The sequence below is a fragment of the Schaedlerella sp. genome (assembly GCF_056796775.1).
Map to the genome: position 1 here is coordinate 44,004 of NZ_JBQIKP010000018.1, position 26,178 is coordinate 70,181.

17 protein-coding genes and 4 pseudogenes are annotated in these 26,178 nt (G+C 48.2%); 17 read left to right on the plus strand and 4 right to left on the minus strand.

What is annotated here, in order from left to right; translation table 11 throughout:
* Window positions 1–147 precede the first annotated feature (147 nt).
* The 12 genes and pseudogenes from ACTOY7_RS10145 (at window position 148) to ACTOY7_RS10200 (ending at window position 15,703) form a co-directional block, all read left to right on the plus strand.
* Complete coding sequence (locus ACTOY7_RS10145) at window positions 148–1,689, plus strand: DUF5597 domain-containing protein (RefSeq protein ID WP_482670810.1); 1,542 nt, start codon at window positions 148–150, stop codon at window positions 1,687–1,689.
* A 293-nt stretch (window positions 1,690–1,982) separates the two neighbouring features.
* Entirely contained in the window at window positions 1,983–3,428 is a 1,446-nt protein-coding gene (locus ACTOY7_RS10150) for an FAD-dependent oxidoreductase (RefSeq protein ID WP_004082538.1), read from the plus strand.
* 177 nt (window positions 3,429–3,605) lie between these two features.
* Window positions 3,606–4,133: a nitroreductase gene (locus ACTOY7_RS10155; RefSeq protein WP_004082536.1), complete on the plus strand. Its 528-nt coding sequence runs from the start codon at window positions 3,606–3,608 to the stop codon at window positions 4,131–4,133.
* Between the two features lie 23 nt (window positions 4,134–4,156).
* Entirely contained in the window at window positions 4,157–4,501 is a 345-nt protein-coding gene (locus ACTOY7_RS10160) for a nuclear transport factor 2 family protein (RefSeq protein ID WP_004082535.1), read from the plus strand.
* Between the two features lie 109 nt (window positions 4,502–4,610).
* Entirely contained in the window at window positions 4,611–5,777 is a 1,167-nt protein-coding gene (locus ACTOY7_RS10165; protein ID WP_482670811.1) for an MFS transporter, read from the plus strand.
* Window positions 5,778–5,802: 25 nt separating this feature from the next.
* The gene (locus ACTOY7_RS10170) at window positions 5,803–6,738 is read left to right on the plus strand and encodes an ROK family glucokinase (RefSeq protein ID WP_394683732.1); all 936 of its coding nucleotides are present in this window, start codon (window positions 5,803–5,805) and stop codon (window positions 6,736–6,738) included.
* Window positions 6,739–6,848: 110 nt separating this feature from the next.
* On the plus strand, window positions 6,849–8,963 hold the full coding sequence (locus ACTOY7_RS10175; protein WP_482670812.1) for an FAD-dependent oxidoreductase: 2,115 nt from the start codon (window positions 6,849–6,851) through the stop codon (window positions 8,961–8,963).
* Between the two features lie 4 nt (window positions 8,964–8,967).
* On the plus strand, window positions 8,968–10,167 hold the full coding sequence (locus ACTOY7_RS10180) for an NADH-ubiquinone oxidoreductase-F iron-sulfur binding region domain-containing protein (protein WP_482670813.1): 1,200 nt from the start codon (window positions 8,968–8,970) through the stop codon (window positions 10,165–10,167).
* 88 nt (window positions 10,168–10,255) lie between these two features.
* Window positions 10,256–10,447: a hypothetical protein gene (locus ACTOY7_RS10185; protein ID WP_004082528.1), complete on the plus strand. Its 192-nt coding sequence runs from the start codon at window positions 10,256–10,258 to the stop codon at window positions 10,445–10,447.
* A 75-nt stretch (window positions 10,448–10,522) separates the two neighbouring features.
* Window positions 10,523–12,301, plus strand: a complete 1,779-nt coding sequence (locus ACTOY7_RS10190; RefSeq protein WP_482670814.1) for an AAA family ATPase — start codon at window positions 10,523–10,525, stop codon at window positions 12,299–12,301.
* Window positions 12,302–12,586: 285 nt separating this feature from the next.
* Window positions 12,587–13,546, plus strand: a pseudogene (locus tag ACTOY7_RS10195) (alpha-galactosidase); the annotation flags it as partial.
* A gap of 474 nt (window positions 13,547–14,020) precedes the next feature.
* On the plus strand, window positions 14,021–15,703 hold the full coding sequence (locus tag ACTOY7_RS10200; protein WP_285825554.1) for an AAA family ATPase: 1,683 nt from the start codon (window positions 14,021–14,023) through the stop codon (window positions 15,701–15,703).
* Window positions 15,704–15,851: 148 nt separating this feature from the next.
* Here ACTOY7_RS10200 and ACTOY7_RS10205 read toward each other — a convergent pair.
* Window positions 15,852–16,970, minus strand: a pseudogene (locus tag ACTOY7_RS10205) (MFS transporter).
* On the minus strand, window positions 16,970–17,527 hold the full coding sequence (locus tag ACTOY7_RS10210; RefSeq protein ID WP_482672163.1) for a GH39 family glycosyl hydrolase: 558 nt from the start codon (window positions 17,525–17,527) through the stop codon (window positions 16,970–16,972). The pseudogene ACTOY7_RS10205 and the gene ACTOY7_RS10210 overlap by 1 nt, the downstream one beginning before the upstream one ends.
* Window positions 17,528–17,566: 39 nt before the next feature.
* Between ACTOY7_RS10210 and ACTOY7_RS10215 the strand changes: the two genes are divergently transcribed.
* Both ACTOY7_RS10215 and ACTOY7_RS10220 read left to right on the plus strand, forming a co-directional pair.
* Entirely contained in the window at window positions 17,567–19,084 is a 1,518-nt protein-coding gene (locus ACTOY7_RS10215) for a DUF8451 domain-containing protein (RefSeq protein ID WP_004082521.1), read from the plus strand.
* Between the two features lie 181 nt (window positions 19,085–19,265).
* On the plus strand, window positions 19,266–20,354 hold the full coding sequence (locus tag ACTOY7_RS10220) for a helix-turn-helix transcriptional regulator (RefSeq protein ID WP_004082520.1): 1,089 nt from the start codon (window positions 19,266–19,268) through the stop codon (window positions 20,352–20,354).
* A 206-nt stretch (window positions 20,355–20,560) separates the two neighbouring features.
* On the opposite strand, the gene ACTOY7_RS10225 is transcribed toward ACTOY7_RS10220, so the two are convergent.
* Complete coding sequence (locus ACTOY7_RS10225) at window positions 20,561–21,424, minus strand: nitroreductase family protein (protein WP_331491215.1); 864 nt, start codon at window positions 21,422–21,424, stop codon at window positions 20,561–20,563.
* A 1-nt stretch (window position 21,425) separates the two neighbouring features.
* Here ACTOY7_RS10225 and ACTOY7_RS10230 point away from each other — a divergent pair.
* Window positions 21,426–21,651 (plus strand): annotated as a pseudogene (locus ACTOY7_RS10230) (winged helix-turn-helix transcriptional regulator); the annotation flags it as partial.
* 155 nt (window positions 21,652–21,806) lie between these two features.
* On the opposite strand, the pseudogene ACTOY7_RS10235 reads toward ACTOY7_RS10230, so the two are convergent.
* A pseudogene (locus ACTOY7_RS10235) lies at window positions 21,807–21,920 on the minus strand (TnpV protein); the annotation flags it as partial.
* A gap of 948 nt (window positions 21,921–22,868) precedes the next feature.
* On the opposite strand from ACTOY7_RS10235, the gene ACTOY7_RS10240 reads away from it, so the two are divergent.
* Both ACTOY7_RS10240 and ACTOY7_RS10245 read left to right on the plus strand, forming a co-directional pair.
* Window positions 22,869–25,256: an ABC transporter permease gene (locus ACTOY7_RS10240; RefSeq protein ID WP_482672671.1), complete on the plus strand. Its 2,388-nt coding sequence runs from the start codon at window positions 22,869–22,871 to the stop codon at window positions 25,254–25,256.
* 18 nt (window positions 25,257–25,274) lie between these two features.
* On the plus strand, window positions 25,275–26,033 hold the full coding sequence (locus tag ACTOY7_RS10245; protein ID WP_004082514.1) for an ABC transporter ATP-binding protein: 759 nt from the start codon (window positions 25,275–25,277) through the stop codon (window positions 26,031–26,033).
* The last annotated feature ends 145 nt before the right edge of the window (window positions 26,034–26,178 follow it).

Genomic DNA, 26,178 nt, shown 5'->3' on the forward strand with positions numbered 1-26,178 from the left:
CTGTATACAATGACAATGTTTTAGGAGCAGTGGACTAATATTAAAATTGTTATACAAATATTATGATATTAAGATTGAGATCATATGTCAAGCAGAGATATAATAAGGGCAGAAAAAATAGAAATCAAATATCAGGAGGACAAAACAATGAACCACATCCCGCAGATTAGAAATGACAATGGAATCCCTACATTATATGTAAAAGGGGAACCGTTCTTTGTGCTTGGCGGAGAGATCCACAATTCCAGCGCCAGCAGCCTGGAATACATGGAGCGGCATGTATGGAGCAATCTGGAAGGACTGAACATGAATTCTCTGATCGTACCTTTATACTGGGAAACCATCGAACCGGAGGAAGGCAGATATCAGTTCGGACTTCTGGACGGGCTGATCGGACAGGCGAGAAAACGGAATATACATCTGATCTTTTTATGGTTCGGACTGTGGAAAAACAGTGAATCCATGTATGTGCCTGCATGGATGAAGCAGGATACCGAGGCTTATTTCCGGGCGGAAAAGGTAAGCGGGGAAAAGCTGAATACGATCTCACCGCTCTGCGAAGCCGCAGTGGAAAAGGACGCGCGGGCGTTTTCAAAGATCATGGCGCATATCCGGGAGATTGACGAGGAGGAGTCTACGGTTATGATCATGCAGGTGGAAAATGAGATCGGCCTGCTGGGAACAGCCTGTGATTACAGCCCGGCGGCAAGAGAGGCATTTGCCCGGGAAATTCCGGCAGAGCTGGCGGGGGAGTACGGTGTTTCGGGAGATTGGAAGGCGGCTTTTGGAGCGGATGCGGAAGAATATTTTATGGCATATCATTTTGCAAAGGCAGTTGAGAAGATCACACGGGCCGGACAGAAGGAATATCCGCTTCCCTGCTATACCAACGCATGGCTGAAACAGTACCCCTGGTACGCAGGCTCTTATCCATCCGGCGGCCCCATTCGGGAGGTACACCGGATCTGGAAGCTGGCGGCGCCCTCATTGTTCACCCTGGCGCCGGATATCTATGTGCCCTATGTTGCGGATGTGATGGATGCATATAGTTATGAGGGAAATCCGCTGTTTGTCCCGGAGGTCAGGAAAGACGCAGTGACATCGTCTTACTGCATGTATGCGTTTGGGAAACACAACGCGATCGGTTATTCTCCGTTTGGGGCGGAAGAACTGGGGCTGCCGCCGGAGGCGGTGGACAGGCCGCCCATGGAGGTAATGGCCGCTTTGAATATAGATCCCTCCGCATTTGAGATTGAGGGGAGCAAGGAATATCTGAGCAGGACGTATGGCCTGATGGAACAGATGAAGCCGCTGTACCTGAAGCACCGGGGGACAAAACATCTGCAAAGCTGGTGCAGGAAGTCGGAGACAGATTATGGAGCGTTTTTCCGGTTTGAGAAGTACGACCTTGCCGTGGCGTATGCGCCCCGCATGACGGCAAAGCCGCTGGGGGCGGGGATGGTGTATGAGCTGGCAGAGAATCAGTTTTTGATCGTGGGAATGATGAGTACGCTTACGTTCCAGGCGAAAGCCGGGGAAAATGTGAAGGTCAATTTCCTGCGGCTGGAAGAAGGGGAGATTGAAAACGGCCGGTGGAAGCCGGGGCGGATACTGAATGGAGATGAGCAGATGGCGCTGAAGCTGGGAGATATGCCGGAATGTCTGTATGTGGAATTGTATAAATATTGATTGAAAAGTGCTATTTATATTGGCAGGGGCAGGATAAATAAAATATGGAGCCAGCTTAAAAAGCTGCCGCATTGGAGATACAGTGTTCAACCTCCGGTGCGGCAGCTTTTTTAAGCCGCAGAACAAAAATAATATATGCTTTTTTGTCACCTGAATATAAAAACAGGGAGTTCAGGACAAAAAAAACCGCGTTTTTGGTTTAAATCATAGTATTGGATGGACAAAAAAAACGATAAAATAGTATCAAGTTAAAGATATAGAACAAAAAACGAGGAAAAGTGAGGTAAAAACTTATGGCAAATTATGAAGCACAGGTTTGTGTAATCGCAGCAGGACCATCCGGATTGTCAGCGGCAGTGCAGGCAGCGGAGGACGGAGCAGAAGTGATCGTTCTGGAGAAGGCGGCGGCAGTCGGCGGAGCGGCGAACATGGGGATGGGACCGCTGGGAATCGGAACCAGATATCAGAAGCAGAACATGCAGGACGTTTCGGTAGAAAAGGCGTTCGACATGTTTATGGAATATACACATTATAATGTAGACGCAAGACTGGTAAAACGGTATTTTGAGCAGTCGGCGGAGACCATTGAGTGGCTGGAGGACATGGGTGTGGAATTTGAAGGCGCGTTCCGCTATTTCCCGAAGTCAGAGCCTACCTGGCATATCGTAAAGACTGACACCGGCATCGGACCGAGAGCCGCTTCCTTTATGAACAAGGCATTGTACGCAAGGGCCCAGGAGCTGGGTGTGAAGGTGCTTCTGGAAACTCCGGCGAAGAAGATCATCATGGAGGACGGAAAGGTAGCAGGTGTCCTGGCGACAGACAAGGACGGAAATGAAGTCCATGTTGCATGTAAAGCTGCCATCATCTGCACCGGCGGAGCGGGCTGCAATCCGGATTTTATCAAGGAGGAAACAGGTTATATCCACGGAAAAGACATGTTTAACTTCGCAATCCCGGGCATCATGGGCGACGGACTTAAGATGGCATGGGAGGCAGGCGCTGACAAGCTTCCGGTGCGGATCGAGCAGGCCGCAAGCGTGGTAGGCGTGGAAGACCTTCCGGGAAGTGTTTCCAATATCTTCTCACAGCCCAACCTTCTGGTCAATAAATTCGGCAAGCGTTTTATGAACGAGGACCATATGCAGAATACAACCTACCTGTCCAACGCGGTTTCCCATCAGAAGGAGCGCAGTGGGTTTAGCATCGTGGATTCTTCCATTGTAAGATATTACATGAAGAACGGCGTAGACAATGTAAGCCTTGTCCGTCCGGACCCGGATGTATCCGACTTTATTGAAGGCGTAAAGATGGCCCGGGAAAACGGAAATACCGGCCTTGTTGTGGCAGATACCATCGAAGAACTGGCAGAGCTGGCGGGGATCGATGTGGACAATCTGGTGGATACAGTGGACGAATACAACGATTACTGCGACAGCGTGGATGAGGAATTTTTCAAGCCGAAGAAATATCTGCGGCCATTGGTGAAGGCTCCTTACTACTGTGCGAAGATCTGCCCGGGCGGATACGGAACCGTAGGCGGCATCCGCATCAATGAAAACTGTGAAGCATGCGACAAGGATTTTGAGCCGGTTCCGGGACTTTACGCGGCAGGCGCGGATTCCTGCAACATTTACGACGACAGCTATATGTTCCTGCTTCCGGGAAATTCCATGGGATATGCGGTAAATACCGGACGTATCGCGGGAATGAGCGCGGCGGAATATGTGGAAGAATAATCAGAACAGCAGCAATATGAAAAAGCAGACTGTGCAAGTTTACTTGCAAAAGGCTGATTTTTCATATTGTTATTGGGCGGATAGCCCAACAACCTCAAACAGGAGCTGCAAATGCAGCGGATAGTCTGCGAGCAGACGGGTTTGAGGTCTGCTGTTCGAGAGGAAAAAGGAGGATATATGAGAGAGACCGTATCAGATATTCAGAACCGCAGAAGCGTAAAAGAGTATAAAGCGGAACAGATTACAGATGAGGAACTGACAGCCGTGCTGGAAGCGGGAATGAACGCCCCTTCCGGCGGCAACAGGCAGTCCCCGGTATTTATCGCGGTGCAGAATAAAGAATGGATTCAGAAGCTTTGCAGGCTCAATGCGGAAATCGCCGGGGCTCCGGAGGGATTTGACGTGTTCTACGGAGCGCCGACCATCATACTGGTGCTGGCGGACAAGAACGCGCCCGACGCAGTACAGGACGGAAGCCTGTGCCTGGGAAATATGTTCAACGCGGCATACGCGCTTGGCCTGGGTTCCCGTTGGATCAACCGGATTCGGGAAACATTTGAAACGGAGCTGGGAAAGGAGCTTTTGAAGGAAGCCGGATACGAAGGAGAATACATCGGAGTCGGCTCCTGTATCCTTGGATATCCTGCCAACGGTTTCCCGGAGCCCATCAAACGGAAACCGGATTATTATAAGATCATCCGATAATTTGGCCATGGAGGGATGACACAATGGAAGAAAAAAATAAAGAAGTGATCCGTAATTTTTACCAGGAATTTTTCAATGACCATATTGTAGAATCCGCAGACAAATATGTGAGGGAGGATTACATCCAGCACAATCCGGGCGTGGATCAGGGCCGGGAAGCTTTAAAGCGTGCATTCGGTGAAAAATTTGCGGAGCATCCGGAGTTTCGGCTGAATATCCAGATGATGATTGCGGAGAAGGACAAGATTGCGGTCTATCTGAAAAATGTAGATCCCCAGGGAAATACAAAATGCCGTGTGGTAGACATATATCGGCTGGAGGATGGAATGCTGGCGGAGCACTGGGATGTGCTGCAGCCCTGCGGGTGATGCGCCCCATATACATCATGGTTCAGCATGGCAGAAGTATGAAAAAACAGACTGTGCAGGTTTTCTGTATGACTGTAATTTTAAGTACAAAAAAGGAGGGGAGCAGAGGATGGAACGGAGCAGAAAAATCAGAACAGCGGTCAGCATATTTTTGATCGCGTTTGCATTTGGACTGAATATCACAGGCATTTCTCCGATACTTGGAGTCTTAAACGAGAAGTATCACCAGTATGGAACCAGTATGGTGCAGCTTCTGCAGACGCTGCCGTATCTGCTGCTGATGCTCGGCTCCCTTTTGATCGGCTGGTGGACGACGAAGGCCAGCAAGAAAAAGATCGTGCTGCTGGGGCTTTTGATCATCGGCTTCTGCGGCATTGTGCCGTTTTTCTCGGAACAGTTCTGGGTGCTGTTTTTATCCAGGCTTTTGATCGGATTCGGATTTGGAATCATGGGGCCGATGAATACGGCAATCATTTCAGAGTTATTTGAGGAGCAGGAGAGAGCGGGCTACATGGGACTGCATGTAGTCGGCATGGGAGTCGGTACCATGGCGGGCAATTTGCTGGGAGGCATGCTTTCCGGAATCAGCTTCCGTTACTTTTATCTGGCATATCTCATTGCGTTTATTTCCTGGGGCGCCGTACAGTTTCTTCTGGAAGAAACGCCACCTGTGAAAATAGAAAAGGCTTCCGAGATGAAGCTGAACGCAAAAGTGTATGCGCTTTCCTTTTCCTCTTTTGCCCATACGTTGTTTATCAATGCGTACAGTATGAACGTGGGTATTTATATTCTGCAGAATATCACAGAAGATACCACGGTTACCGGGGCCGTGACTACGATCAATGCCGTTTTCGCGTTAATGTGCGGCGCATTTTTTGCGAAGATTTCCGGACTGCTGAAACAGTATACGGTGGCAGGCTCGATCCTCAGCGCGGCGGCAGGGTACGGAGCGCTGCTGGTACTGCCGGGAATGGCGGGAGTTTATATCGCAAGCGCTCTCTGCGGGGTTTCCCTGAGCTGCTTTATGGCGGGGGCGTCTATGCAGATCTCGGTTTCCGTAGAACCCAACGCAGTCGCAAAGGCAAGCAGTGTGTTTTCAATCATCGGCGGTATCGGCGGGCTGATTGCTCCGGCAGTCCTGGGAAATACGGCATCCATCCTGCTGGGTGAAAATTCTGCGGTGAATCAGTTCCGGGTCGCATGTTTCGGTATGCTGCTGCTTGGGATTCTGACTCTGATAGCTGCAATACGTTCCCGCGTAAAGCGCGGACAGTGACACAAACAAAGGAGTACATAAAAATATGAAACAATATGGATTTGGTGTGGATATCGGAGGAACCACCTGCAAGATTGGTTTTTTCGACATGAGCGGAACCGTTCTGGAAAAATGGGAAATCAAAACGAATACGGAAAACGGAGGCGCTTCGATTTTAGATGACGTGGCTGCGGAGGTTCTGGGAAAGCTCCAGGAAAAAGGGATCAAAAAAGAGGACGTCCAGGGGATCGGACTTGGGGTTCCAGGCCCGGTGGGAAGCGACGGGACGGTTTATAAATGCGTCAACCTGGGCTGGGATATTTTCAATGTGGAGACAGAGCTGTATAAGAAAACCGGCCTTCTGGTAAAGGCGGGCAACGACGCCAATGTGGCGGCCCTGGGCGAGATGTGGCAGGGCGGCGGAAAAGGCCATGAGGATGTGGTGATGATCACCCTGGGAACCGGCGTGGGCGGCGGCATCATCATAGGCGGCAGGATCGTGGCAGGCCATCACGGGGCCGGCGGAGAGATCGGACACATCCTCATGCGGGAGGATGAAACGCAAACCTGCGGATGCGGAAAGAAAGGGCATCTGGAGCAGTACGCTTCCGCCACCGGAATCGTGCGGATGGCGCAGGAAAAGCTCTCCGGCGAGACGAGGGAGACAAAGCTGAGTGACATCCGGCCGCTGACCGCAAAGGATATTTTTGACGCGGCGAAAGAGGGAGACACCGTGGCTTTAGAACTGACAGATCAGCTCTGCGGCATACTTGCGACGGCGATGTCAAGTATTTCCTGTGTGGCTGACCCGGAGATCTTTGTTGTGGGCGGCGGTGTGTCGAAGGCAGGCGCTTTTTTAATAGAAGGAATCAAAAAACATTTTGTGGAGAAGGCGTTCCATGCCAGCGAAGGGACGGAGATCGCCCTGGCAACCCTGGGAAATGACGCAGGGATGTATGGATGTGTGCGGCTTTTGTTTTGAGCCCGCCGAATCGGAAAGGGAAAGGCTGCCGGCGGCAGACTTTTAGGTTAGATGAAGCCAATCAGGAGAAAGAGAAGGGAATTACTGGAAATAAAGAGGAGGAGATTGACATGGCAGTCATAACAATTGACGGGATCCGCCTGGAAGTACCGGACAACAAGAATGTATTGGACGCGGCCCTGGAAAACGGCATCTATATCCCCCACTTATGCCATCACAAGGACTTGAACCCGCTGGGTTCCTGCCGGATGTGCATCGTGGAGGTGGAAGGCCAGGAGGGCGTGGTGACGTCCTGTACACTGAAAGCAAAGGATGGAATGATCATCCGGACAAAGACACCGGAGATCGAGCGTCTCCGTATGCTGGCGCTGGAGCTTCTGCTGGCAGGGCATCCGGAGGACTGCTCCACCTGTCCGAAGTACGGCAACTGCGAGCTGCAGATGCTGATCCAGTATATCGGCCCCAAGACCGGAAGACTGAAACTGCGCACCAAAGGATTCAAGGCGGAGGAAGGCAACCCGCTGATCCTCCATGATATGAACCGCTGCGTGCTCTGCGGCCGCTGTGTGCGTGCCTGCAACGAGCTGCGTGGAGTCAAGGTTCTGCAGTACCAGAAGAAGGAATTGGAGACCTATGTAGGGACGCTGCATAATAAGCTTTTAAAGGATGCGGACTGCCGGTTCTGCGGCGCATGCGCGGAAGTCTGTCCCACAGGAACCATCCGCGACAAGGTGATCAATTCGGAAGTGAAGAAAGAGGATGCGGTAGTTCCGTGCCGTCACGCATGTCCGGCCCATACCGACATCCCACGCTATATCCGCCATGTGAAAAACGGGGAATACGACGAGGCGGCTGCGGTTATCCGTGAGAAGGTGCCGTTCCCCCGTGCTTTGGGATACATCTGTACCCATGTATGTGAGCTGGAATGCAAGAGAAAAGAAGTCAGCGAAGCGATGTCCATCCGGGATATCAAGCGGTATGCGGCAGACCATGACACCGGCTCATGCTGGAAGGGAAAAGGCAAGCAGCTTGCGGATACCGGAAAGAAGGTCTGTGTGGTGGGCGGCGGCCCGGCCGGACTGACAGCGGCATATTACCTGCGCAAGCAGGGCCATACGGTGACCTTAAAGGAAGCGCTCCCCACGGTCGGCGGCATGATGTCTTACGGAATCCCGTCCTACCGTCTGCCCAGGGAGATCATTGCGGAGGAAGCGGCAGTGATCGAAGCGGCAGGCGTAAAGATCGAAGTGAATACAAAGGTGGAAAAGCCGGTTGACCTGCTCAAGGAATACGACGCGGTGCTGATGACCATCGGCGGACACAAAGGGGTTCGGCTTCCCATGGAAGGAAATGACCTGGAGGGCGTGGTGCTGAACGCGGATTTCCTGCGCAATGCAAGCATGGGAAAGGAAACCGGCATCGGAAAGCGGATCATCGTACTGGGCGGCGGAAACGTGGCATTTGACTGTGCGAGGACGGCGAAACGTCTGGGCGCAGAGGAGATCCATCTGGCCTGCCTGGAGGCAAGGGACGTGATGACAGCCGATGATGAAGAAATTGAGCAGGCCCAGGAGGAAGGCATCTTCGTACATCCGGCGCAGACCTTTGAGCGGATCACAGGGACGGACCATGTGACCGGCGTAGATTTTATGAACGTGGAATCCTTTACCTTTGACGAGAACCGCCGTGCCATCATCCAGAAGGAAGAGGGCAGCGAGCATCATATCGAAGGCGATACGGTTATTTTCGCGGTGGGCCAGAGGCCGGACATCACGGAAGAAGCCGGGCTGGAGCTGGGAAGAGCCAATTCCATTGCGGTAAAGGATATGGAAACCAATAAAGCTACCTCGGTGGAAGGCATTTTTGCGGCAGGCGATGCCATTTACGGTACAAAATCCGTGATCATGGCGATTCAGTCCGGACGGGAGGCGGCCAGTGAGGTAGACAGGTACTTAGGCGGCGACGGAGACATTTCCGAGGTGCTTGCTCCGGTACAGGAGGCAGATCCCTTCATCGGACAGTGCCCGGGCTTCGGATACCTGGAGAAAAAGCATACACAGGTGGACGGACCGGAGAAGAGAAGCGACAATTTCAATTTGTTTGACCATGGGATCTGCGACGGGGATATCTGTGCGGAGGCGGGGCGCTGCCTGCAGTGCGACCTGCGCCTGAAGATTTCCAAACCGAGCCTGTGGGGCGATTTTTCAGAGAGTAAGGAGGCGTAGAGTGATGGGTGCTTTGGAACATGCAAAAACAATGAGCAGGGAAGATGTGCTGAAAAAGATCGCAGCGCTTGAGATCCAGGAATCCGGAATCCATGCCGGCCCTCTTACCGCCCATTTCGACGCGGCCCTTGCGGAAAACGTGGAGGAGGGAACGGATCTTGCGGCTGTCGCTGCGCTGAACAACGCAGACACAGACCAGGTGCTGCTGGAAGTACTGAAAAATGACCCGGAGAAGATTTTTGAAGGGCTGGCAATCGCAGCCTATGCGCTGGGGACAGAGAAGATGGTATTGTACGTGCCGGAGGCGGAGACTGCACTGGCAGAATCCCTGGCGGATACGGCGGCAAAATACCAGGCCGAAGTGAAGGCGGAATTTTTGAATATCCGTGAAAATAAAGGAAATGCGCTGCTCCACATCGTGACCTGCGCAGACCTGGCGGATGCATTTTCGGATGCTTATACGCCCGGCGTGTATGTGTCGGTCAACGGCGTGGAAGTGAAGAAGGTGGCTGCGGATACGAAGATAGCGGATCTGGCGGACACGGAAGGGGCGAAAGCGCTACTTCTGGGATATCGGCTCCACCAGCCGGAGGATGCGCAATTGACTGTGGCAGAGGCCGGGATCGCAAACGGCGTGATTCGGGTGCTGACAGAGAAGGATTGTATCGTGGCAGAGACGGAGAAGAAGCTGACCGCCTCCAGGAAGCAGAGCTGCGGAAAATGCGTGTTCTGCCGGGAAGGGCTGATCCAGCTGCAGTATATGCAGAAGGAGACTGCGGAGGGCAGAGGGAAGATGGAATTTCTGGATCTGACCAAAGAGATCGGGGAGGCCATGTGCTGCTCCACGCCCTGCAGCATGGGGCAGGTATCCGCAGAGATCGCGCTGACGACCACAGAACTGTTCGGCAAGGAATATGAGGCGCATATCAAGAAGAAAAACTGCCCGGCAGGCGTGTGTGCTTCGTTTGTCAATATTTACATTGATCCCAAGCTGTGCAGCGGGTGTGAGGAATGTGTGGATGTATGTCCGAAGGATTGTATCGAAGGAAAGGCAAAATATATCCATATGATTGATGACTTTGACTGTACCAAGTGCGGGAAATGTATGGAAGTATGTCCGGAGGACGCAATTGTGCAGACTACCGGCAAGGTACCGAAGCTGCCGAACAGGCTGACGAAGGTTGGGAAGTTTAGGAAGCATTAAAGCGTTTAAGACTTTACACGCAAATTGCCTTTTGATATAATGAGGATATCACAAGACGGTATTTTCATTATGGAAGGGAGGCGGTTCTATGCCAAATTCTGTTGAGATTGCTAAAGACGCGGTTGAACAGTTTCAAAAAGTTCAACGGCATATGTTAATAGCGAAAGAAGAAAATGCTGAGAAAACATATGCAAGTTTAAAAAAAGATTATTTATCTTTAAAAGCTATTTTGCAGGTAGCGGGTGTCAATCTGACAGACATTGATGAAATAAAAGAGTAACGATAAATCAGGGTGCCCCGCAGCTTGCTGCGGGGCATTTGGCTTAGGAACTGTGGAAAAACGGGAGGTGCATTTATGTCCAGGACAGTTGGGATCGGTCACCAGGATTTTGAAAAATTGATCAGAAAGAATAATTTTTATGTGGACAAAACAAAGTTTATTAAAGAATGGTGGGAAAACGATGATGATGTCACCTTGATCACCCGCCCCAGACGTTTCGGGAAAACGCTGAACCTGAGTATGGTGGAGCATTTCTTCTCTGTAGAATATACCCAGAGATCCTTGCTTGCGTCACACCCCGGCGGGGCGGACGGGACGGCCATCCGGATGGATTCCGACTCCGAGGCAGATCTGCCCCATACCGATAGAAACAGTTTGTTCCAGGGGCTTGCGATCTGGGAAGAGGAAACGTACCGGAGGCTGCAGGGAACCTGGCCGGTGATCTTCTTAAGTTTTGCAAAGGTGAAAGAAACATCCTTTCAGAATGCAAGGAAGAAGATCTGCCAGCTTATTACTAATCTATATAATCGATATGATTTTCTGCTGGAAAGCGGATTATTAAATGAGAAGGAAAAAAGCATTTACCATGAAGTAAATGCTGACATGGAAGATTATCTCGCATCCGAAGCGCTGTCCAATCTTTCCGATTATCTGATGCGCTATTACGGAAAAAAGGTCATCATTCTTTTGGATGAATACGACACGCCCATGCAGGAAGCCTATGTGGGCGGATATTGGGATGAGCTGATTTCTTTTATGAGAAATCTGTTCCATTCTACATTTAAGTCTAACCCTTATCTGGAACGGGCGTTGATGACGGGGATCACGCGGGTCAGCAAGGAATCTGTTTTTTCTGATCTGAACAATTTAGAGGTAGTGACTACGACCTCCGAAAAATACGAGGATTCCTTCGGTTTCACGCAGGAGGAGGTATGGGAAGCCCTGAAAGAATACGGTCTGTATGAGCAGAGGGAACAGGTGCGGCACTGGTATGACGGCTTTACCTTTGGTAACAAGTCAGACATCTACAATCCCTGGTCTATCATCAATTATCTGGACAAACGCCGTTTCTCTCCATACTGGGCAAACACCAGCAGCAACAGCCTGGTGGGGAAGCTGATCCGGGAAGGGAGCCCGGATTTAAAGATCGCCATGGAGGATCTGCTTTCCGGCAGGCTGCTTCATGCACAGATTGATGAGCAGGTCGTATTCAGTATGCTGGATGCCGATGAAAATGCGGTTTGGAGCCTGCTGCTGGCAAGCGGCTATCTGCGGGTAGAGGAGTTTGAGTTTTCTGACAGCGGATACCCGGAATGCGAATTAAAGCTGACCAATTGGGAAGTAACTGCGATGTTCAGGCGGATGGTGGCCGAATGGTTCAGGCAGCCCGCTTCTGCCTCCGCATATAACACGTTTATCAAAGCGCTTCTGCTGGGGGATGTGGATGCCATGAATACCTATATCAATCGGGTGGTTTCCGCAACGTTCAGTTATTTCGATACCGGGAAAAATCCTTCCGGGGAGGCAGAACCGGAACGTTTTTATCACGGTTTTGTGCTGGGACTGCTCGTGGAGCTGTCAGACAAATACCGGATCACCTCCAACCGGGAGAGCGGCTTCGGAAGATATGATGTGATGCTGGAGCCTCTTGGACCTTCGGAAGATGCGGTGATCATCGAATTCAAGGTCTGCAGCGCAAGAAAGAAGCAGACTCTGGAGGACGCCGCGGCAGAAGCATTGGATCAGATCGACCGGATGCGCTATGCTGCGGATCTGGAAGCAAAGGGGATTCCGCCGGAGCGGATCCGAAGATATGGGTTCGCGTTCGACGGGAAAAAAGTTTTGATCGGATGATCCTTGGATCCTCTAACCGCACAGCTGGATTTTTTTCCCGTAAGGAGACTTTACCTCAAGAACTTTGTAAATAAAAACAGAAAAGGGGCTGGTTTATCACAGCCTCTCAGGGCCAAGGCCAGCTTTACGCCTTATTTTTCCATATCAGGATTCATTTTTCTATGTTCAAAATACCATAATTTGTTCCCATTATTTCATTCCGAAAGCAAATCTAAATCTTTATAATAATACTGGAAATGCAATCTTATAAATACAAAAAGGAGGAGTTAAGCTATGAGAAAAAAGATCGAGAACCTTGGTATGAAGTTCGGACTGTGGTTTGAGCCGGAAATGGTCAATAAGGATTCCGGACTTTATCGGGAGCATCCGGACTGGATCCTCCATGTTCCGGGCAGAAGCAGTTCCCACGGACGGTATCAGTATGTACTGGACTATTCCCGTCCGGAGGTGGTAAGCCGAATTTATGAGATGATGTCTGAAATATTGCGGGAATCCCGGATTTCATATATAAAATGGGATATGAACCGGAGCATTACCGAGTGTTATTCACCCGCCCTTCCGGCAGACAGGCAGGGGGAGGTGTTCCACCGTTATATACTGGGGGTCTATGATCTGTATGATCGGCTGACCCGGGAATTTCCCCAGATCTTGTTTGAATCCTGCGCCAGCGGGGGAGGGCGCTTTGATCCCGGCATGCTCTATTACGCGCCGCAGGCATGGGCCAGTGACAACACAGACGCGGCGGAGCGCCTCAAGATACAATACGGCACCACATACTGCTATCCGGTCAGCAGCATCGGAAGCCATGTATCTGTTGTCCCAAATCACCAGGTAAACCGGAGCACGCCCCTTTATACACGCGCAAACGTCGCTTTTTTTGGAACATTTGGATATGAATTGGACTTGAACAGGCTGACAGGGGAAGAACAGGAAGAAGTGAAAAAGCAGATCCGTTTTATGAAGGAGTACCGCCTGCTCCTGCAGTTCGGCACATTTTACCGTCTGAGCAGTCCCTTTGAGCATAATATGACCGCCTGGATGACGGTAAGTGAAGATCAGAAGGTAGCGCTGGTAGGCTGGTACCGTATGATGAACCGGGTGAACGCGCCTTATGCCCGCATACGGCTGAAAGGGCTTGCGCCGGAGCTGTATTATGAGGATGCGTCGGCGGGAAGGGGCTATTATGGAGATGAACTGATGAACCTAGTACATCATTGCACTAATTCTGAAGTAAATAGCGTCTGATGTTTACAGTAGCGCAAGACGGAGGAGGGAGGCGATGCTGGTAGCATCGTTGACTGACTCCAACGCAGCGATGGTGTGAACAGCGGGCACTATTTACTCAGTTATTAATGCAATGATGTACTAGGGCTGCTCACGTCGGATTCGTCTTCCGGGGAGGTCATTGGGGATATAAAGCCGGGATGTGATTTTGATTCGAGGATTTATGTTTTGAAGGCTGTATAGGAAAAAGGCGCTGTCGGGAAATGTTGCCATTCTAAGCGCCCTAATGATTATATCATATTTAACCTGGTTTTATACAGATTTTCACTTTCTTAACAGTACAGTCGGTTTGTTCTGGCTGTGGTTTTTATTCGTTGTACTGGTATGCATATCGTGATATAATGAATTGCGCTGATGCGCAAGCAGGTCATCAATTTTCTGGCGGAAAATGGTGACAGATTATGATGCTATTGATTCGCAGAAAAGGAGGGCGGCATGAGACCTGTTATTTCAATCGGAGCTCAGGATTTTACTTATATCAGAAGCCACCATTATTTCTACATCGATAAGACAAGCTTTATAAAGGAATGGTGGGAATATGGCGATGCTGTCACCCTGCTGACCCGTCCGCGCCGTTTTGGAAAGACATTGAATCTGAGTATGATGGAGGCTTTTTTTTCCAACCAGATTGCAGGCAGGGGGGAGCTGTTTGAAGGGCTGTCCATCTGGAATGAGGAAGCATACCGTCGGCTTCAGGGCACCTGGCCTGTACTCTTTCTGAGTTTTGCAGGGATGAAAGGGGATACTTATGAAACAGCAAGAGAAGGGATTGTTCAGATTATCATAGACATTTATGCAAAATATAGATTCCTGATGGATGGGAATGCCCTGAATGAGCAGGAGAAGGAATATTTTGATTTTATAAAACCGGATATGTCGGACGCTGTGGCATCCATGTCACTGCACCGTTTGGCAATCTGTATGAATCGGTATTATGGAAAAAAAGTGCTGATTTTTCTGGATGAATACGACACGCCTCTGCAGGAGGCCTATGTGTATGGATATTGGGAAAAGCTGGTATCCTTTATCCGCAGTCTTTTTAACTGTACCTTCAAGACCAATCCCTATATGGAGCGGGGACTTATGACGGGAATTACCAGGATCAGCAAGGAATCCATATTTTCCGATATCAGCAATCTGGAAGTGGTAACCACGACCTCAGAAAAATATGAGACTGCATTTGGTTTTACGGAAGAGGAGGTTGCCGGGGCATTGGAGCAGTTCGGGATGTCCGGATTTCTGGAAAAGGTTCGATACTGGTACAATGGTTTCCGGTTCGGGAACAGGAGGGATATCTATAATCCATGGTCTATCACAAAATATCTGGATGGAAAAAAATTCAGTACCTATTGGATGAATACCAGTTCCAATAAGCTGGTGGGAAGACTGATCCGGGAGGGGACTCCGGATATCAAGATTGCCATGGAAGATCTGCTGGCAGGAAAAGAGATTACGACTATGCTGGATGAAGAGATCGTCTTTGACCAGCTTGACGAAAGTAATGAGGCAATCTGGAGCCTGCTTCTGGCATCTGGTTACCTGAAAGTGGATAGCATTGCTGAAAATGAGGATGAAGAAGAACTATATCAGTTATCGCTTACTAATTTTGAGGTCAAAAGGGAGTTTCGGAAAATGATCCGAAAATGGTTCAAGAATACGTCTGTCCGTTATAATGATTTTATCAAGGCGCTGCTGGCGGATGATATAGATTATATGAATCAGTATATGAATCAGATCTCGCTGCAGACGTTCAGCAGCTTTGATACGGGGAGGAAGCCATCAGAGGATGCGGAACCTGAACGCTTTTATCACGGATTCGTATTGGGATTGATGGTGGACCTGGCGGGGCAGTACCGGATCACTTCCAACAGGGAGAGCGGCCTTGGGCGATATGATGTGGTCATGGAGCCTTTGGATAGGCAGGGACAGGCGGTGGTCATGGAGTTTAAGGTTTTTAATCCTATAAAGGAAAAGGACTTGCATGAAACGGTAGAAAATGCGCTGCAGCAGATTGAGGATAAAAAGTACGATACAGAACTAATGGCACGAGGAGTTGCAAAAGAAAATATCCGGCATTATGGATTCGCTTTTGAAGGAAAAACGATTTTGATCGGATAATTTTTGGATACTCCAATATTAACTCTTTCATGGCAGACATACAAGCGGATAGCTTCCAGTTAAAAACAGAAAAGGGGCTGTTTTTTCACAGCCTCTTTAAAATGAATGATATAGATCCATACGGATCACAGATGCAGAAATCTGTTTGTCAGTTCTTTGCCGCATTCCTCTCGTTCAGCTCGATCCGGATCTGATCCATTTTCTTCTTATCCAGATGATACCAGAACAGCGGAACCGTACATACGACCACGCAGAGTGCCTGCAGCAGGTTCACGATGGCATTGATCCCCATCTTAGTGGCCTCGGTCTGGTCCACTCCTGCCACATATCCCACTGCGGCCAGAAGAAGCACGCCGATAGAACCGGTCAGGGCCGAGGCCAGCTTTACGCCGAAACTCATGAAGGAGTAAGTGAGGCCTTCCTCACGGATTCCATATTTCCAGTCGCCGTATTCAATACAGTCGGAGAGCATCCCGGTACAAACGTTTGCGCCTGAGCTGGTGAAGCCGATGATCATGCTGACACCCATCAGAAAGGCCGCGTTATTGGCCGGAACAAGGAACAGAAGTACGAAAGATGCTACCTGGACTGTATTCAATATAATCAGCCAGTTTCGTTTCCCAAAGGTCTTGGTTGCCCACGGCAGGCACAGTGAACCGACAAACATCAATGCGGTTATGGACGAAAAGATGGGTGCGATCATGGCCGCCGAACCGACCACATAGATTACATAATAGGTCAAAAGCGAGATACGCGCCATCGTGGATGCGGCACCCATAAATACGCAGAAAACGGTGATCAGAAGCATTTTGTTCTTGTACATCAGCTTCAGGGACTGGATGACCGGGCGTTTTTCTTTTTTCTGCTCTGCCGGCATTTCCACATGAACGGTTTCTTTACATTTCCATGCACAAAGCCACAGGCAGGGAAGCATGGCAATCGAGAAGATCACGGTGGTCCAAAAATATCCCTGTGCATTCGGGTTTTCGCTTTTGCTGAAATATAATACCGGCGGCATTGCGATGGTCGAAAGGACAAACTAGATGATGGAAGAACCGATTGCTCTTGCAGAAGTATAGTTCATACGCACCTGGGAATCCCTTGCGATCAGGTTGACCAGTCCGCCGTATGTAATACAGATTGCGGTATATGCCATTCCTGCACCGATATAAAATACCAGGCACAATACCACCTTCAAAGCCCCGGTCACGGGGAGTACGGTAAAGGTGAGCACATTGAATACAGCAAGCACTGGCGGCGCAAACATCAGATAAAATCCAGCCAGCTTCCAGTCTGTTTTTTCTGCTGGCAGCAATGGAACAGGAGGATTGCATAGCCACTATAGGAATCGGCTGTGACCAGATAATGTTCACCCTTGGCCAGCAGGTATTTTCCCATGCGGTTCAGAAATGTGAAAGCATAGAAGGCAGGTTTCTTGATCCCGTTTTTCGTCAGCAGCCCGAACCCTCCGTTGAGAGGCAGTGCGGAGTCAAAATATTCACACTGCATATCCAAACTTCCAGAACATGACATTAGTTCCACATTCTCCATGCACGCAACAAGATTCTTCAAAAGATACACCGCCCTGTAACAGCTCTCGTTCAAAAAATTCCGGCAGGAGAGGGTCACATCCCATTCGGTCACATAAAGCGGGAAGGACCTTCTCGTAAATTCTACCAGCTCCCGTCCGATAAATTCCCCGTACAGATTGCAGTTCCAGGGCTGATCCAGATAGAAACTTTTTTTGTTTGGGAAAAATAAGTGGATCGGAAATGTTATGGAAACTGGTCCAAATATGTGATAAACTGAATAAACAGTGTGCAGTCATGGGGCTTTGCAATCGGAAAGGAAGTGTATTGGTCGATGGAGTTTGACATTGGATGTTTTGAAAAATACAGAGAGAATAATCGTCTGGAAGTTAAAAAAGCAAAGGGCGGCCTGCCGGTCAGCCTCTGGGAAACTTATTCTTCTATGTCGAACTGCCATGGCGGTACGATTATTTTAGGTATCATAGAAAAGGACGACGGTAGCTTTGTTACGACAGGTTTAAAAGATGTTGAAAAACTGAAAAAAGATTTTTGGAATACAATCAATAATAACAGGAAGGTCAGTGCGAATCTTCTCACGGATACGGATATAGAATCTTATGAAGTAAACAATGATGTAATTCTTGTAATCCGTGTACCGAGAGCACCACGCGAATTTAAGCCTGTCTATATCAACGATGATCTCTTTGGAGGAACATTCCGAAGGAATGGAGAAGGGGATTATCACTGTACGAAAAGTGAAGTACGGGCGATGCTCCGCGATCAGACAGAAGAAACGTCGGACATGAAAGTATTGGAGGATTTTGACATTTGTGATCTGGATATGGAAACGATCCGTGCTTACCGCAACAGACATTCTGCCTATCGGTCAGAACATGTGTGGGAAAGTCTGCCTGATGAAGAATATCTGGAACGGATTGGAGCAGCCAAAAAGGCGAAATCTGATAAAAAGCTGCATCCCACGGCAGCAGGTCTTTTAATGTTTGGTGAGGAGTACCGTATTTTGTATGAATATCCAGAATATTTTTTGGATTACAGGGAGATACTTGATCCGGCGATACGATGGACAGACCGACTGCAGTCAAGTTCAGGTGACTGGTCGGGGAATCTGTTTGATTTCTTTTTCCGCGTGTATTCAAAAATAGTGAAAGACTTGAAAGTTCCTTTTAAGCTGGAAGGGATTACTCGAATTGATGATACTCCTGTTCATAAGGCTCTGCGTGAGGCGCTTGCCAATTGTCTTGTAAATACAGATTTTTTTGTGGCCAGGGGAATCGTTATTAAAAAAGACGCCGACAGGATTATCATGGAAAATCCCGGATATATTCGGACCGGGCGGGAGCAGATGCTCAAGGGCGGAATTTCTGATCCGAGAAATAAAGCATTGATGAAAATGTTTAATATGATCGGTATTGGAGAACGTGCAGGAAGCGGTGTGCCGGATATCTATTCTGTATGGGAAAACCAGGGCTGGGAGAAACCGATTGTAGAGGAGCAGTATAATCCGGATCGGACAATTTTATCGCTCTCATTTACAAAAAAAGAAGCAGAAAAAATAAGTGGGAAAAAACAAGCAGAAAAAACAAGCAGAAAAAACAAGCAGAAAAAACAAGCAGAAAAAACAAGCAGTCATGGAAAAGCAGCAAAAACCGGAGAAAATAAGAGACTTATTTTGAAGTTTCTTGCAGCAGAGGGAAGCAGCAAGGCTGTGGATATTGCAGCGCATATTGGTCTTAGCCCGGCCCGGACAAGAGTTTTGCTCACGGAACTTGCGGATGCGGGGAAAGTGTGTGCAGAGGGAAATGGAAGATTACGGAGGTACGGACTGCTGTAATGGCCCGGAACCGGGAGAAAATTCTCCGCATGAACTTCAGAGGATATAGAAGCCGCGGTTGAAAAAAACGGAACAGAGTTTTGGGATCAGGCGGAAGAAAGCGAATCGGTTTTTACATGCGGATTATTTAAAGGAAAGAAATACGTGTGAAACAGGGGAAGTGTTTTGAAAGGGGCAGTACATGATCCGGAAACTGGAAACTCTGACAGAACGGGAAAAACAGATGAAAAAGCTGTATCTGGGCGAAGGAAATGATTTTTTGTCCCGCCCGATGAGCTTTGCGGAATATAAACAATTGATCCGGGAGCATCCGGAGTACCCGGATGTGGGATTTGTGTATGAGATGGGATCCATGGCAAGGCTTGGGACAACCGTGCCGGAGGTGGAGGCGCTGACCAACGGGGACGCGATTGATGTGGAGGTGCATGAGCGGTATGGATATCCGGTGGTGCATAACCATGTGTATATCGAGATGATCTATGTGTACAGCGGAACTTGTACGCATTATATTGAATCGGGAGCTCAGGAGCCGGGGACTCATTCCGGATGGAAGGGGTTCCAGATGAAGGCGGGAGATCTCTGCCTGCTGGCTCCCAATGTCCGGCATGTGATCACAGCGCTGGAAGATGACGTGATCGTGCTTAATGTATTGCTGAGTAAGCAGCTGATCGACACCGGCTTTCTGGCGCTTTTGAAGGACAAGTACCTACTGGCGGATTTTTTTAAAAACATCCTGTATGAAAGGGGAGCCAGCGCCTATATCCTCTTTCCGACGGGAGCGGACCCGTGGATGAAGCAGACCTTCGGACTGATCTACCAGGAGGAGCAGAAGCGGGAGTATGCCTACAGGGAATATCTTGTTTTATATGTGAAACAGGTGATGATCCATCTGATCCGCCGCTACCAGCTTCAGGCGGTGGTTGCGGAATCGGTGCAGCAGGAGATGGGCAGTCATGTGGTGGCCATACTGGCCTATATTTCTGTCAATTATAACCAGGTGAGCTTAAAGCAGACGGCGGAATTTTTTCATTTCAGCGAGGCATATTTAAGCAGGATGCTGAAAAAATATACGTCCAGGACGTTTGTGCAGATCATCACGGAGCTGCAGATGAAGCATGGAAAGGAACTGATCGAGGAGGGGAAGCTGAACCTGGCGCAGATCAGCCAGGAGGTGGGGTGCTTTGACGCCAGCCATTTTACGAAGAAGTTCAAGAAGCAGTTCGGGATATCTCCGGAGGAATACCGGAAAAAATTACACTTCACGGTCTGATCGTACAGGATTCGTACAGCAAAGCAGCTAAAGTGAAAGCACTGCCGTTAAATGAGAACAATATGAGGAAAGCTTTTGTTTTTAACCGTGTAGATTATTATCGCTTTTTTGCTTATGGTGGCGTATAATATCTGACTTTCGACGTTTTTCTCAAAACCTAGTACTCTAAGAGCTGTACTGTTATTGTCATCACTTCCTCATTGGAGTCAAAATCTTAATATACGGTCATTTTTTCGCGGCTTTGCCGTGGGGTGCTTGCCGTCCGGTTTCGGATAGCCCAGTAAAAGCTGCATGACAGCATAATAATCTGTGCGGATTCCCCACTTATGCAGTATCTCCTGTCCATAAGTATCTGCAAAAGCCGTCCACCCTTGTCCGATATAGCAGGAACCAACTCCCAGAGAATCTGCTGCCAGCATCATATTTTCAGCGGTAACGGCGCAATCTTCTGACGCAAAGAGAAAATTTTTCGGTGCAAACATCGTGATAACTGTCGGTGCGTCATAAAAAGCATTTACAAGCTTCGGGTCGTCTGCAATACTGGGCTGCTCTTTTGATACATAGCTTGTCGGCGTTGCCATACGGGGATTGGAATTTGCCCGTTTGATTTTTCCTAACCGTTCATTGATTTCCTTGTCTTGACATACGGCAAGGATAACGCCTTGCCGCCCTCCGGCGCTAGGAGCATAAAGCCCCGCCTGTAAAATCTGCTGTAAAACAGTTTCTTCAATCTGCTTTGCGTCAAAGGGAATCTCCTTAATGTTCGTACCGGATACGGTAGTCATAATGACAGAACGAATACCTGCCCTTTTAATACAGCCGATTTTTTCAAGCGTACAGTCAAAAGAACCCGGCTTGCGGAACCAGTCATGGGTTTCTCTCATACCGTCAAGAGAAAGCTGATACTTCTGACAGCCATAAGATTTTAGTAACCGACATACTTCATCTGTCAAGTGAAATGGATTTCCTAAAATCGTAAATGGGATTTCATGCTCCTTTATCAGAGAAAGCAGCCGCCAAAAATCCGGGTGCAAAATAGGATCGCCGCCCGTGATGTAAAAATAAGGCAAGCGTCCGTGGCGATTTAATGAAATGAAAAAAACGTTAGAGGGTATCAGTCAAAAAGTACTGACAGACAGTTTGCGGTCTTATGGAAGCAGACGGTCTTATTACACGGACTGTTTACCCGGAAGTGCCGCCCCGTGTGGAATATGCTTTAAGCGATTTGGGACAATCTATGCGCCCTATTATTAAGGCTATGGAAGAATGGGGAATAAACTACAAGCAACAGCTATAAATAATTGAAACGTCGCAGACCATTTTGTTTACTCTACTTCAAGGCTCAAGGGGAAAGAGATAGGGAATAGCAGATTGACATTTCCTATGACCTTGTGGGAATACTCCACGCGTCTTTACTGAATGACCTGCAAAACGGAGAAACGGCATAGCCTGCAATTTTCCTGTCCATTCTAAGGCATTTTCAGCCTTTAGCTGTTCTGTTATGTCTTGTGTCTGTTTCCTGCCCTCTGTGAGCCTGTGGGAGCGTTCCTGTGCCTGCCTGTCTACATGTCGTGTCTGCTGTCCTCAAAATCGCTGTCATAAATAAATAATACTTTTTTTACCCCTGACATCTCGCCTGCGGCAAAAGACCATTGTCTGGTAATTTTAAATAGACCTTCGTAAGAGTATCTAAATAACATAAGAGTTTGTGCGAGGGAGATTATATATGATGAAATCATTTACGCATAGACAGCAAGTCGACAGAGGGGAAAAGCTCTGTCGCTTTTCTTTTCGGGAAGCATCTGATTTAATAGTGATTTTTTTCTGAATATATTGACATGGCAGTAATGAGTTACTATGCTATTCGGCAGGAACTTGTTCCTACTAAATACGGTGGCAAAAATAGATGAAAATGGACAAACTTTTTGAAGAATACGACTGTGATACCGAACACAGAGTACAAGCGATATTTTCAAGTATCTTTATACTACAAAATCGTATGCAGACAGCGGGTGAAAAACTTCAAACGGAAATATCCCTGAAGCAATGGTTATTACTTGTAATGACAACTTGCTGTCCAGAGCCACGAACATGAACAAATATCAGAAACCTTATGGGCTGTTCCAGACAGAATATAAAAAAATTAGCTTTAACTCTTGAAAAGAAAGGATTTGTCCGTTTGCTATTAGGGGAAATAATTCTGTTCGTATTGAGCTAACTGGATAAAGCAGGTCAATATGCCGAAGAAATAGGAGAACGCCATTCACAGTTTTTGAAGTTGCTATTTACAGATTTCAACGAGGACGAAATAGATTTGCTTTTCCGTCTTTATGTAAAATTATTTGCTGGCATAGAGCGGGTAGAAAAATATGCGGAGAAATTAGGCTAATGAACATTGGGAATGGGCATACGTTTTTCATCATCACGCATAATTTGATTGCCGCAAACTGATTTAAGGATTATTTAATAACTTCTATGCTACAATCGAATCACAAAGCGAAAGGAGCAGCGAAAATGTATTTACAAATACTGAAAAAAGACCTTAAGCGCAAAAGAGCGATGAACGTGATACTGGTGGTATTTATTATACTCGCGTCGATGTTCATGTCCTCAGGCGTGAGCAACATCATCACCGTGACGACTGCGCTGGACAGATATTTTGGAATGGCGGACGTGCCTGATTACTTCGCGATGAACCAAAACAAATCCTCAGGCAAGGATATTCGCAGGACTCTTGAAAACGCCTCCGCGATAAACGAGTTCCGTATCGAAGAGTTAGTCCGTATGTCCCAGTCCAATATTACGCGGGTCGGCGAACCGCTTAATGCTTCTGACCTCGGTCAGACATTAGTATTACAGAGCGGCAGAGATATGGGAATAAATTATTTTCTTGACGACGGAAGTATTCTTAAAAGCGTACCGAAAGGAACAATCTACGCCACCCGTTTCACGGAAAAAAACATGGGATTTAAAGTCGGCGACAAGATTACTGTCGAAATAGAGGGCATAAGCCGTGAATTTACCTTTGCGGGCGGCTTCAGGGACGCTGTCTGCGGCACGGAATTGATGGGCGTTAAAAGGTTTATCATTAACGGCGAGGACTTTGACGAATATATGTCCGATGAGACGATAAAAAATATGTACGGCGGGAAATTCTTATACATACACACCGCCGACCTTGATAAGACCCTGTCCCAGATAGCGGATATATCCGACAGCTCTACTTTTGCGGGCGAGGCGGAGATGCTGGATCAAGCCTATATTTTTGATATGATAATCATGGGTCTTATCCTTGCGGTGAGCATTATTCTTATAATCATATCCTTTGCGGTGCTGCGGTTCACCATAGCCTTTACCCTCTCCGAGGAATTTCGCGAGATAGGCGTTATGAAAGCAATAGGTATACGCAACATAAAAATACGAGGACTGTACCTTACAAAATACGCCGCTATTTCCGTTGTTGGCGCGACTCTCGGCTTGATACTCAGCTACCCGTTCGGAAAAATGCTTTTAAATTATTCTTCGGAGTCTATTATAATAGACAGCGGCAATAACGGTTTTATCAATATCGGCTGTGCAATTCTGACAGCGGCTGTAATTCTCCTGTTCTGTCTTGGCTGTACGGGTAGGGTGAGCAAAATGTCCCCTATCGATGCTGTAAGAAACGGGCAGACGGGGGAACGTTTCCGCAAAAAGGGCGTTATGAGCCTTGGAAAATCGAGGCTTGGCACAACGGCTTTCCTTGCTGCAAACGATATTGTAAGCAGTCCCAAACGCTATGCTGTCATTATCCTTACGTTTTTTCTGTGTATGTCGCTGCTGATAATACTTTCCAATGCCACGGCATCTCTTAAAAGCGGAAAGATGCTGAAATATTTCGGGGAGGCGGACGGCCACGTCGTTACGGACATCGGCGACGATAATGTGAAATTTATGACCGAGGACGGACATGAAAAGGTAAAAAAATATCTTGAAGATATGGAGCTGTCCCTCGCGGAAAACGGTATGCCCGCAGAATGTATGACGGAATATTTTATTTATACGATGATAAGATACGGCGAATATGAAAGCAAGACGGCTATACTTCAGGGTACGGGAACAACAATGGATATGTACGAATATTTAGAGGGTACTCCTCCCCAAAACAGCGACGAAATTGCAGTGACAACCCTTTTGGCAAAAAAGCTGGGGGCGGAAATAGGCGATACCGTTACCCTGTCCTACCCGACGGGCGAAACGGCGGAGTTCATCATAACCGCTCTGTATCAGGCAATGGTCAACCAGGGCATATCCGTAAGGGTTCATACCGACTGTGATATCAACTATATCGCAGCAATCGGCTCCCCCGGTACACTGATAAAATTTACCGACGACCCCAATGATAAGGAAGTACTAAGCAGAATTGAAAAAATCAAGGAGCTTTACCCTAAATTTTCAAGCGTTAAAACAGCAGGCGAAGCAGTAAGTGACACTACGGGGGTTGGCGACGCCATAGACGCGGTGAAAAAAATGTCCGCCGTCCTTACGGTAATTTTAGTCGCGCTTATAACCGTGCTTATGGAGCGTTCCTTTATCGCGAAGGAGCAGGCGGAGATTGCCCTCATGAAAGCCATAGGTATGAGAAACGCCAAAATATACGGGCAGCACACGTTAAGATTTTTCATTTCGGCAGCGGCGGCTGTACTTCTTGCGGAGCTTTTGGGTATGCCCCTTACAAAGCTTTGCTTCGACCCAATTTTCGGAACAATGGGTCTTGAAATGGGTGTGGAATATATGCAAACCCCCATGGAGATATACGCAGTATTCCCCGTTATCGTCCTTACCGCCACAGTCGTAAGCGCGTTTTTGACCTCTCTGTACACAAGAAAAATCAAATCATCCGATACGGCAAACATTGAATAATGAAAGGAAGAAGCAATTATGGACATTCTTGAAGTAAAAGACCTCTGCAAAACGTATATCGTAAACAAGCGGCAGAATAATGTACTGAAAAATGTAAATTTCAAAATTGGCGAGGGAGAAATGGTCGCCGTTATGGGTCCGTCAGGCTCTGGGAAATCCACGCTGCTGTACGCAGTTTCGGGAATGGATAATTTTACCGCAGGAGAAGTGAGTTTCTGTGGGAAAAATATCGCAGGGATAGGAGAAAGAGAACTTGCAGACCTGCGCCTTGACGAAATGGGTTTTATCTTTCAGCAAATGTATATGCTGAAAAACCTCACCATATTGGATAATATCATACTTCCCGCAACGCAGTCCAAAAAGCTCCGTGAACCCCGCAGGGAAACGGCGCGGCGCGGTCAGGATTTCATGCGCAGGCTCGGCATTATCGACATTGCCGACAACGACATCAATGAGGTTTCGGGCGGTCAGCTTCAGCGGGCGTGCATCTGCCGCAGTATGATAAACGACCCGAAAATGATTTTTGCGGACGAGCCGACAGGGGCTTTGAACCGTGCTTCCTCCGACGAGGTAATGGAAGAGCTTGTAAAATTAAATTCTGAGGGTACAACAATCATGCTCGTTACTCACGATGTTAAGGTCGCGGCAAAATGTACAAGGGTCATGTACATTGTTGATGGGAACATAAAGGGAGAGTACGACTTAAGCGACTGTTCCACACAGATAAGAGAACGGGAGCGCGCATTGAATAACTGGCTTTTGGAATTAGGGTGGTAATATGGATATTCTCATTGTTGAGGACAACAAGGAGCTTGCCGACTTGCTGTGTGATTTTCTCCGTGCGGAAAATTATACGGTATCGGCGGTTCAAACAGCCGAAAAAGCCTTGCTGCTGTACGAAAGATACGGCGCAAGGCTTGTC

Excerpts from the sequence above, each read along its gene's own strand:
- ACTOY7_RS10145 (WP_482670810.1), top strand. The coding sequence starts at position 148 with ATGAACCACATCCCGCAGATTAGAAATGACAATGGAATCCCTACATTA.
- ACTOY7_RS10150 (WP_004082538.1), top strand. The coding sequence starts at position 1,983 with ATGGCAAATTATGAAGCACAGGTTTGTGTAATCGCAGCAGGACCATCC.
- ACTOY7_RS10155 (WP_004082536.1), top strand. The coding sequence starts at position 3,606 with ATGAGAGAGACCGTATCAGATATTCAGAACCGCAGAAGCGTAAAAGAG.
- ACTOY7_RS10160 (WP_004082535.1), top strand. The coding sequence starts at position 4,157 with ATGGAAGAAAAAAATAAAGAAGTGATCCGTAATTTTTACCAGGAATTT.
- ACTOY7_RS10165 (WP_482670811.1), top strand. The coding sequence starts at position 4,611 with ATGGAACGGAGCAGAAAAATCAGAACAGCGGTCAGCATATTTTTGATC.
- ACTOY7_RS10170 (WP_394683732.1), top strand. The coding sequence starts at position 5,803 with ATGAAACAATATGGATTTGGTGTGGATATCGGAGGAACCACCTGCAAG.
- ACTOY7_RS10175 (WP_482670812.1), top strand. The coding sequence starts at position 6,849 with ATGGCAGTCATAACAATTGACGGGATCCGCCTGGAAGTACCGGACAAC.
- ACTOY7_RS10180 (WP_482670813.1), top strand. The coding sequence starts at position 8,968 with ATGGGTGCTTTGGAACATGCAAAAACAATGAGCAGGGAAGATGTGCTG.
- ACTOY7_RS10185 (WP_004082528.1), top strand. The coding sequence starts at position 10,256 with ATGCCAAATTCTGTTGAGATTGCTAAAGACGCGGTTGAACAGTTTCAA.
- ACTOY7_RS10190 (WP_482670814.1), top strand. The coding sequence starts at position 10,523 with ATGTCCAGGACAGTTGGGATCGGTCACCAGGATTTTGAAAAATTGATC.
- ACTOY7_RS10200 (WP_285825554.1), top strand. The coding sequence starts at position 14,021 with ATGAGACCTGTTATTTCAATCGGAGCTCAGGATTTTACTTATATCAGA.
- ACTOY7_RS10215 (WP_004082521.1), top strand. The coding sequence starts at position 17,567 with ATGGAGTTTGACATTGGATGTTTTGAAAAATACAGAGAGAATAATCGT.
- ACTOY7_RS10220 (WP_004082520.1), top strand. The coding sequence starts at position 19,266 with ATGATCCGGAAACTGGAAACTCTGACAGAACGGGAAAAACAGATGAAA.
- ACTOY7_RS10240 (WP_482672671.1), top strand. The coding sequence starts at position 22,869 with ATGTATTTACAAATACTGAAAAAAGACCTTAAGCGCAAAAGAGCGATG.
- ACTOY7_RS10245 (WP_004082514.1), top strand. The coding sequence starts at position 25,275 with ATGGACATTCTTGAAGTAAAAGACCTCTGCAAAACGTATATCGTAAAC.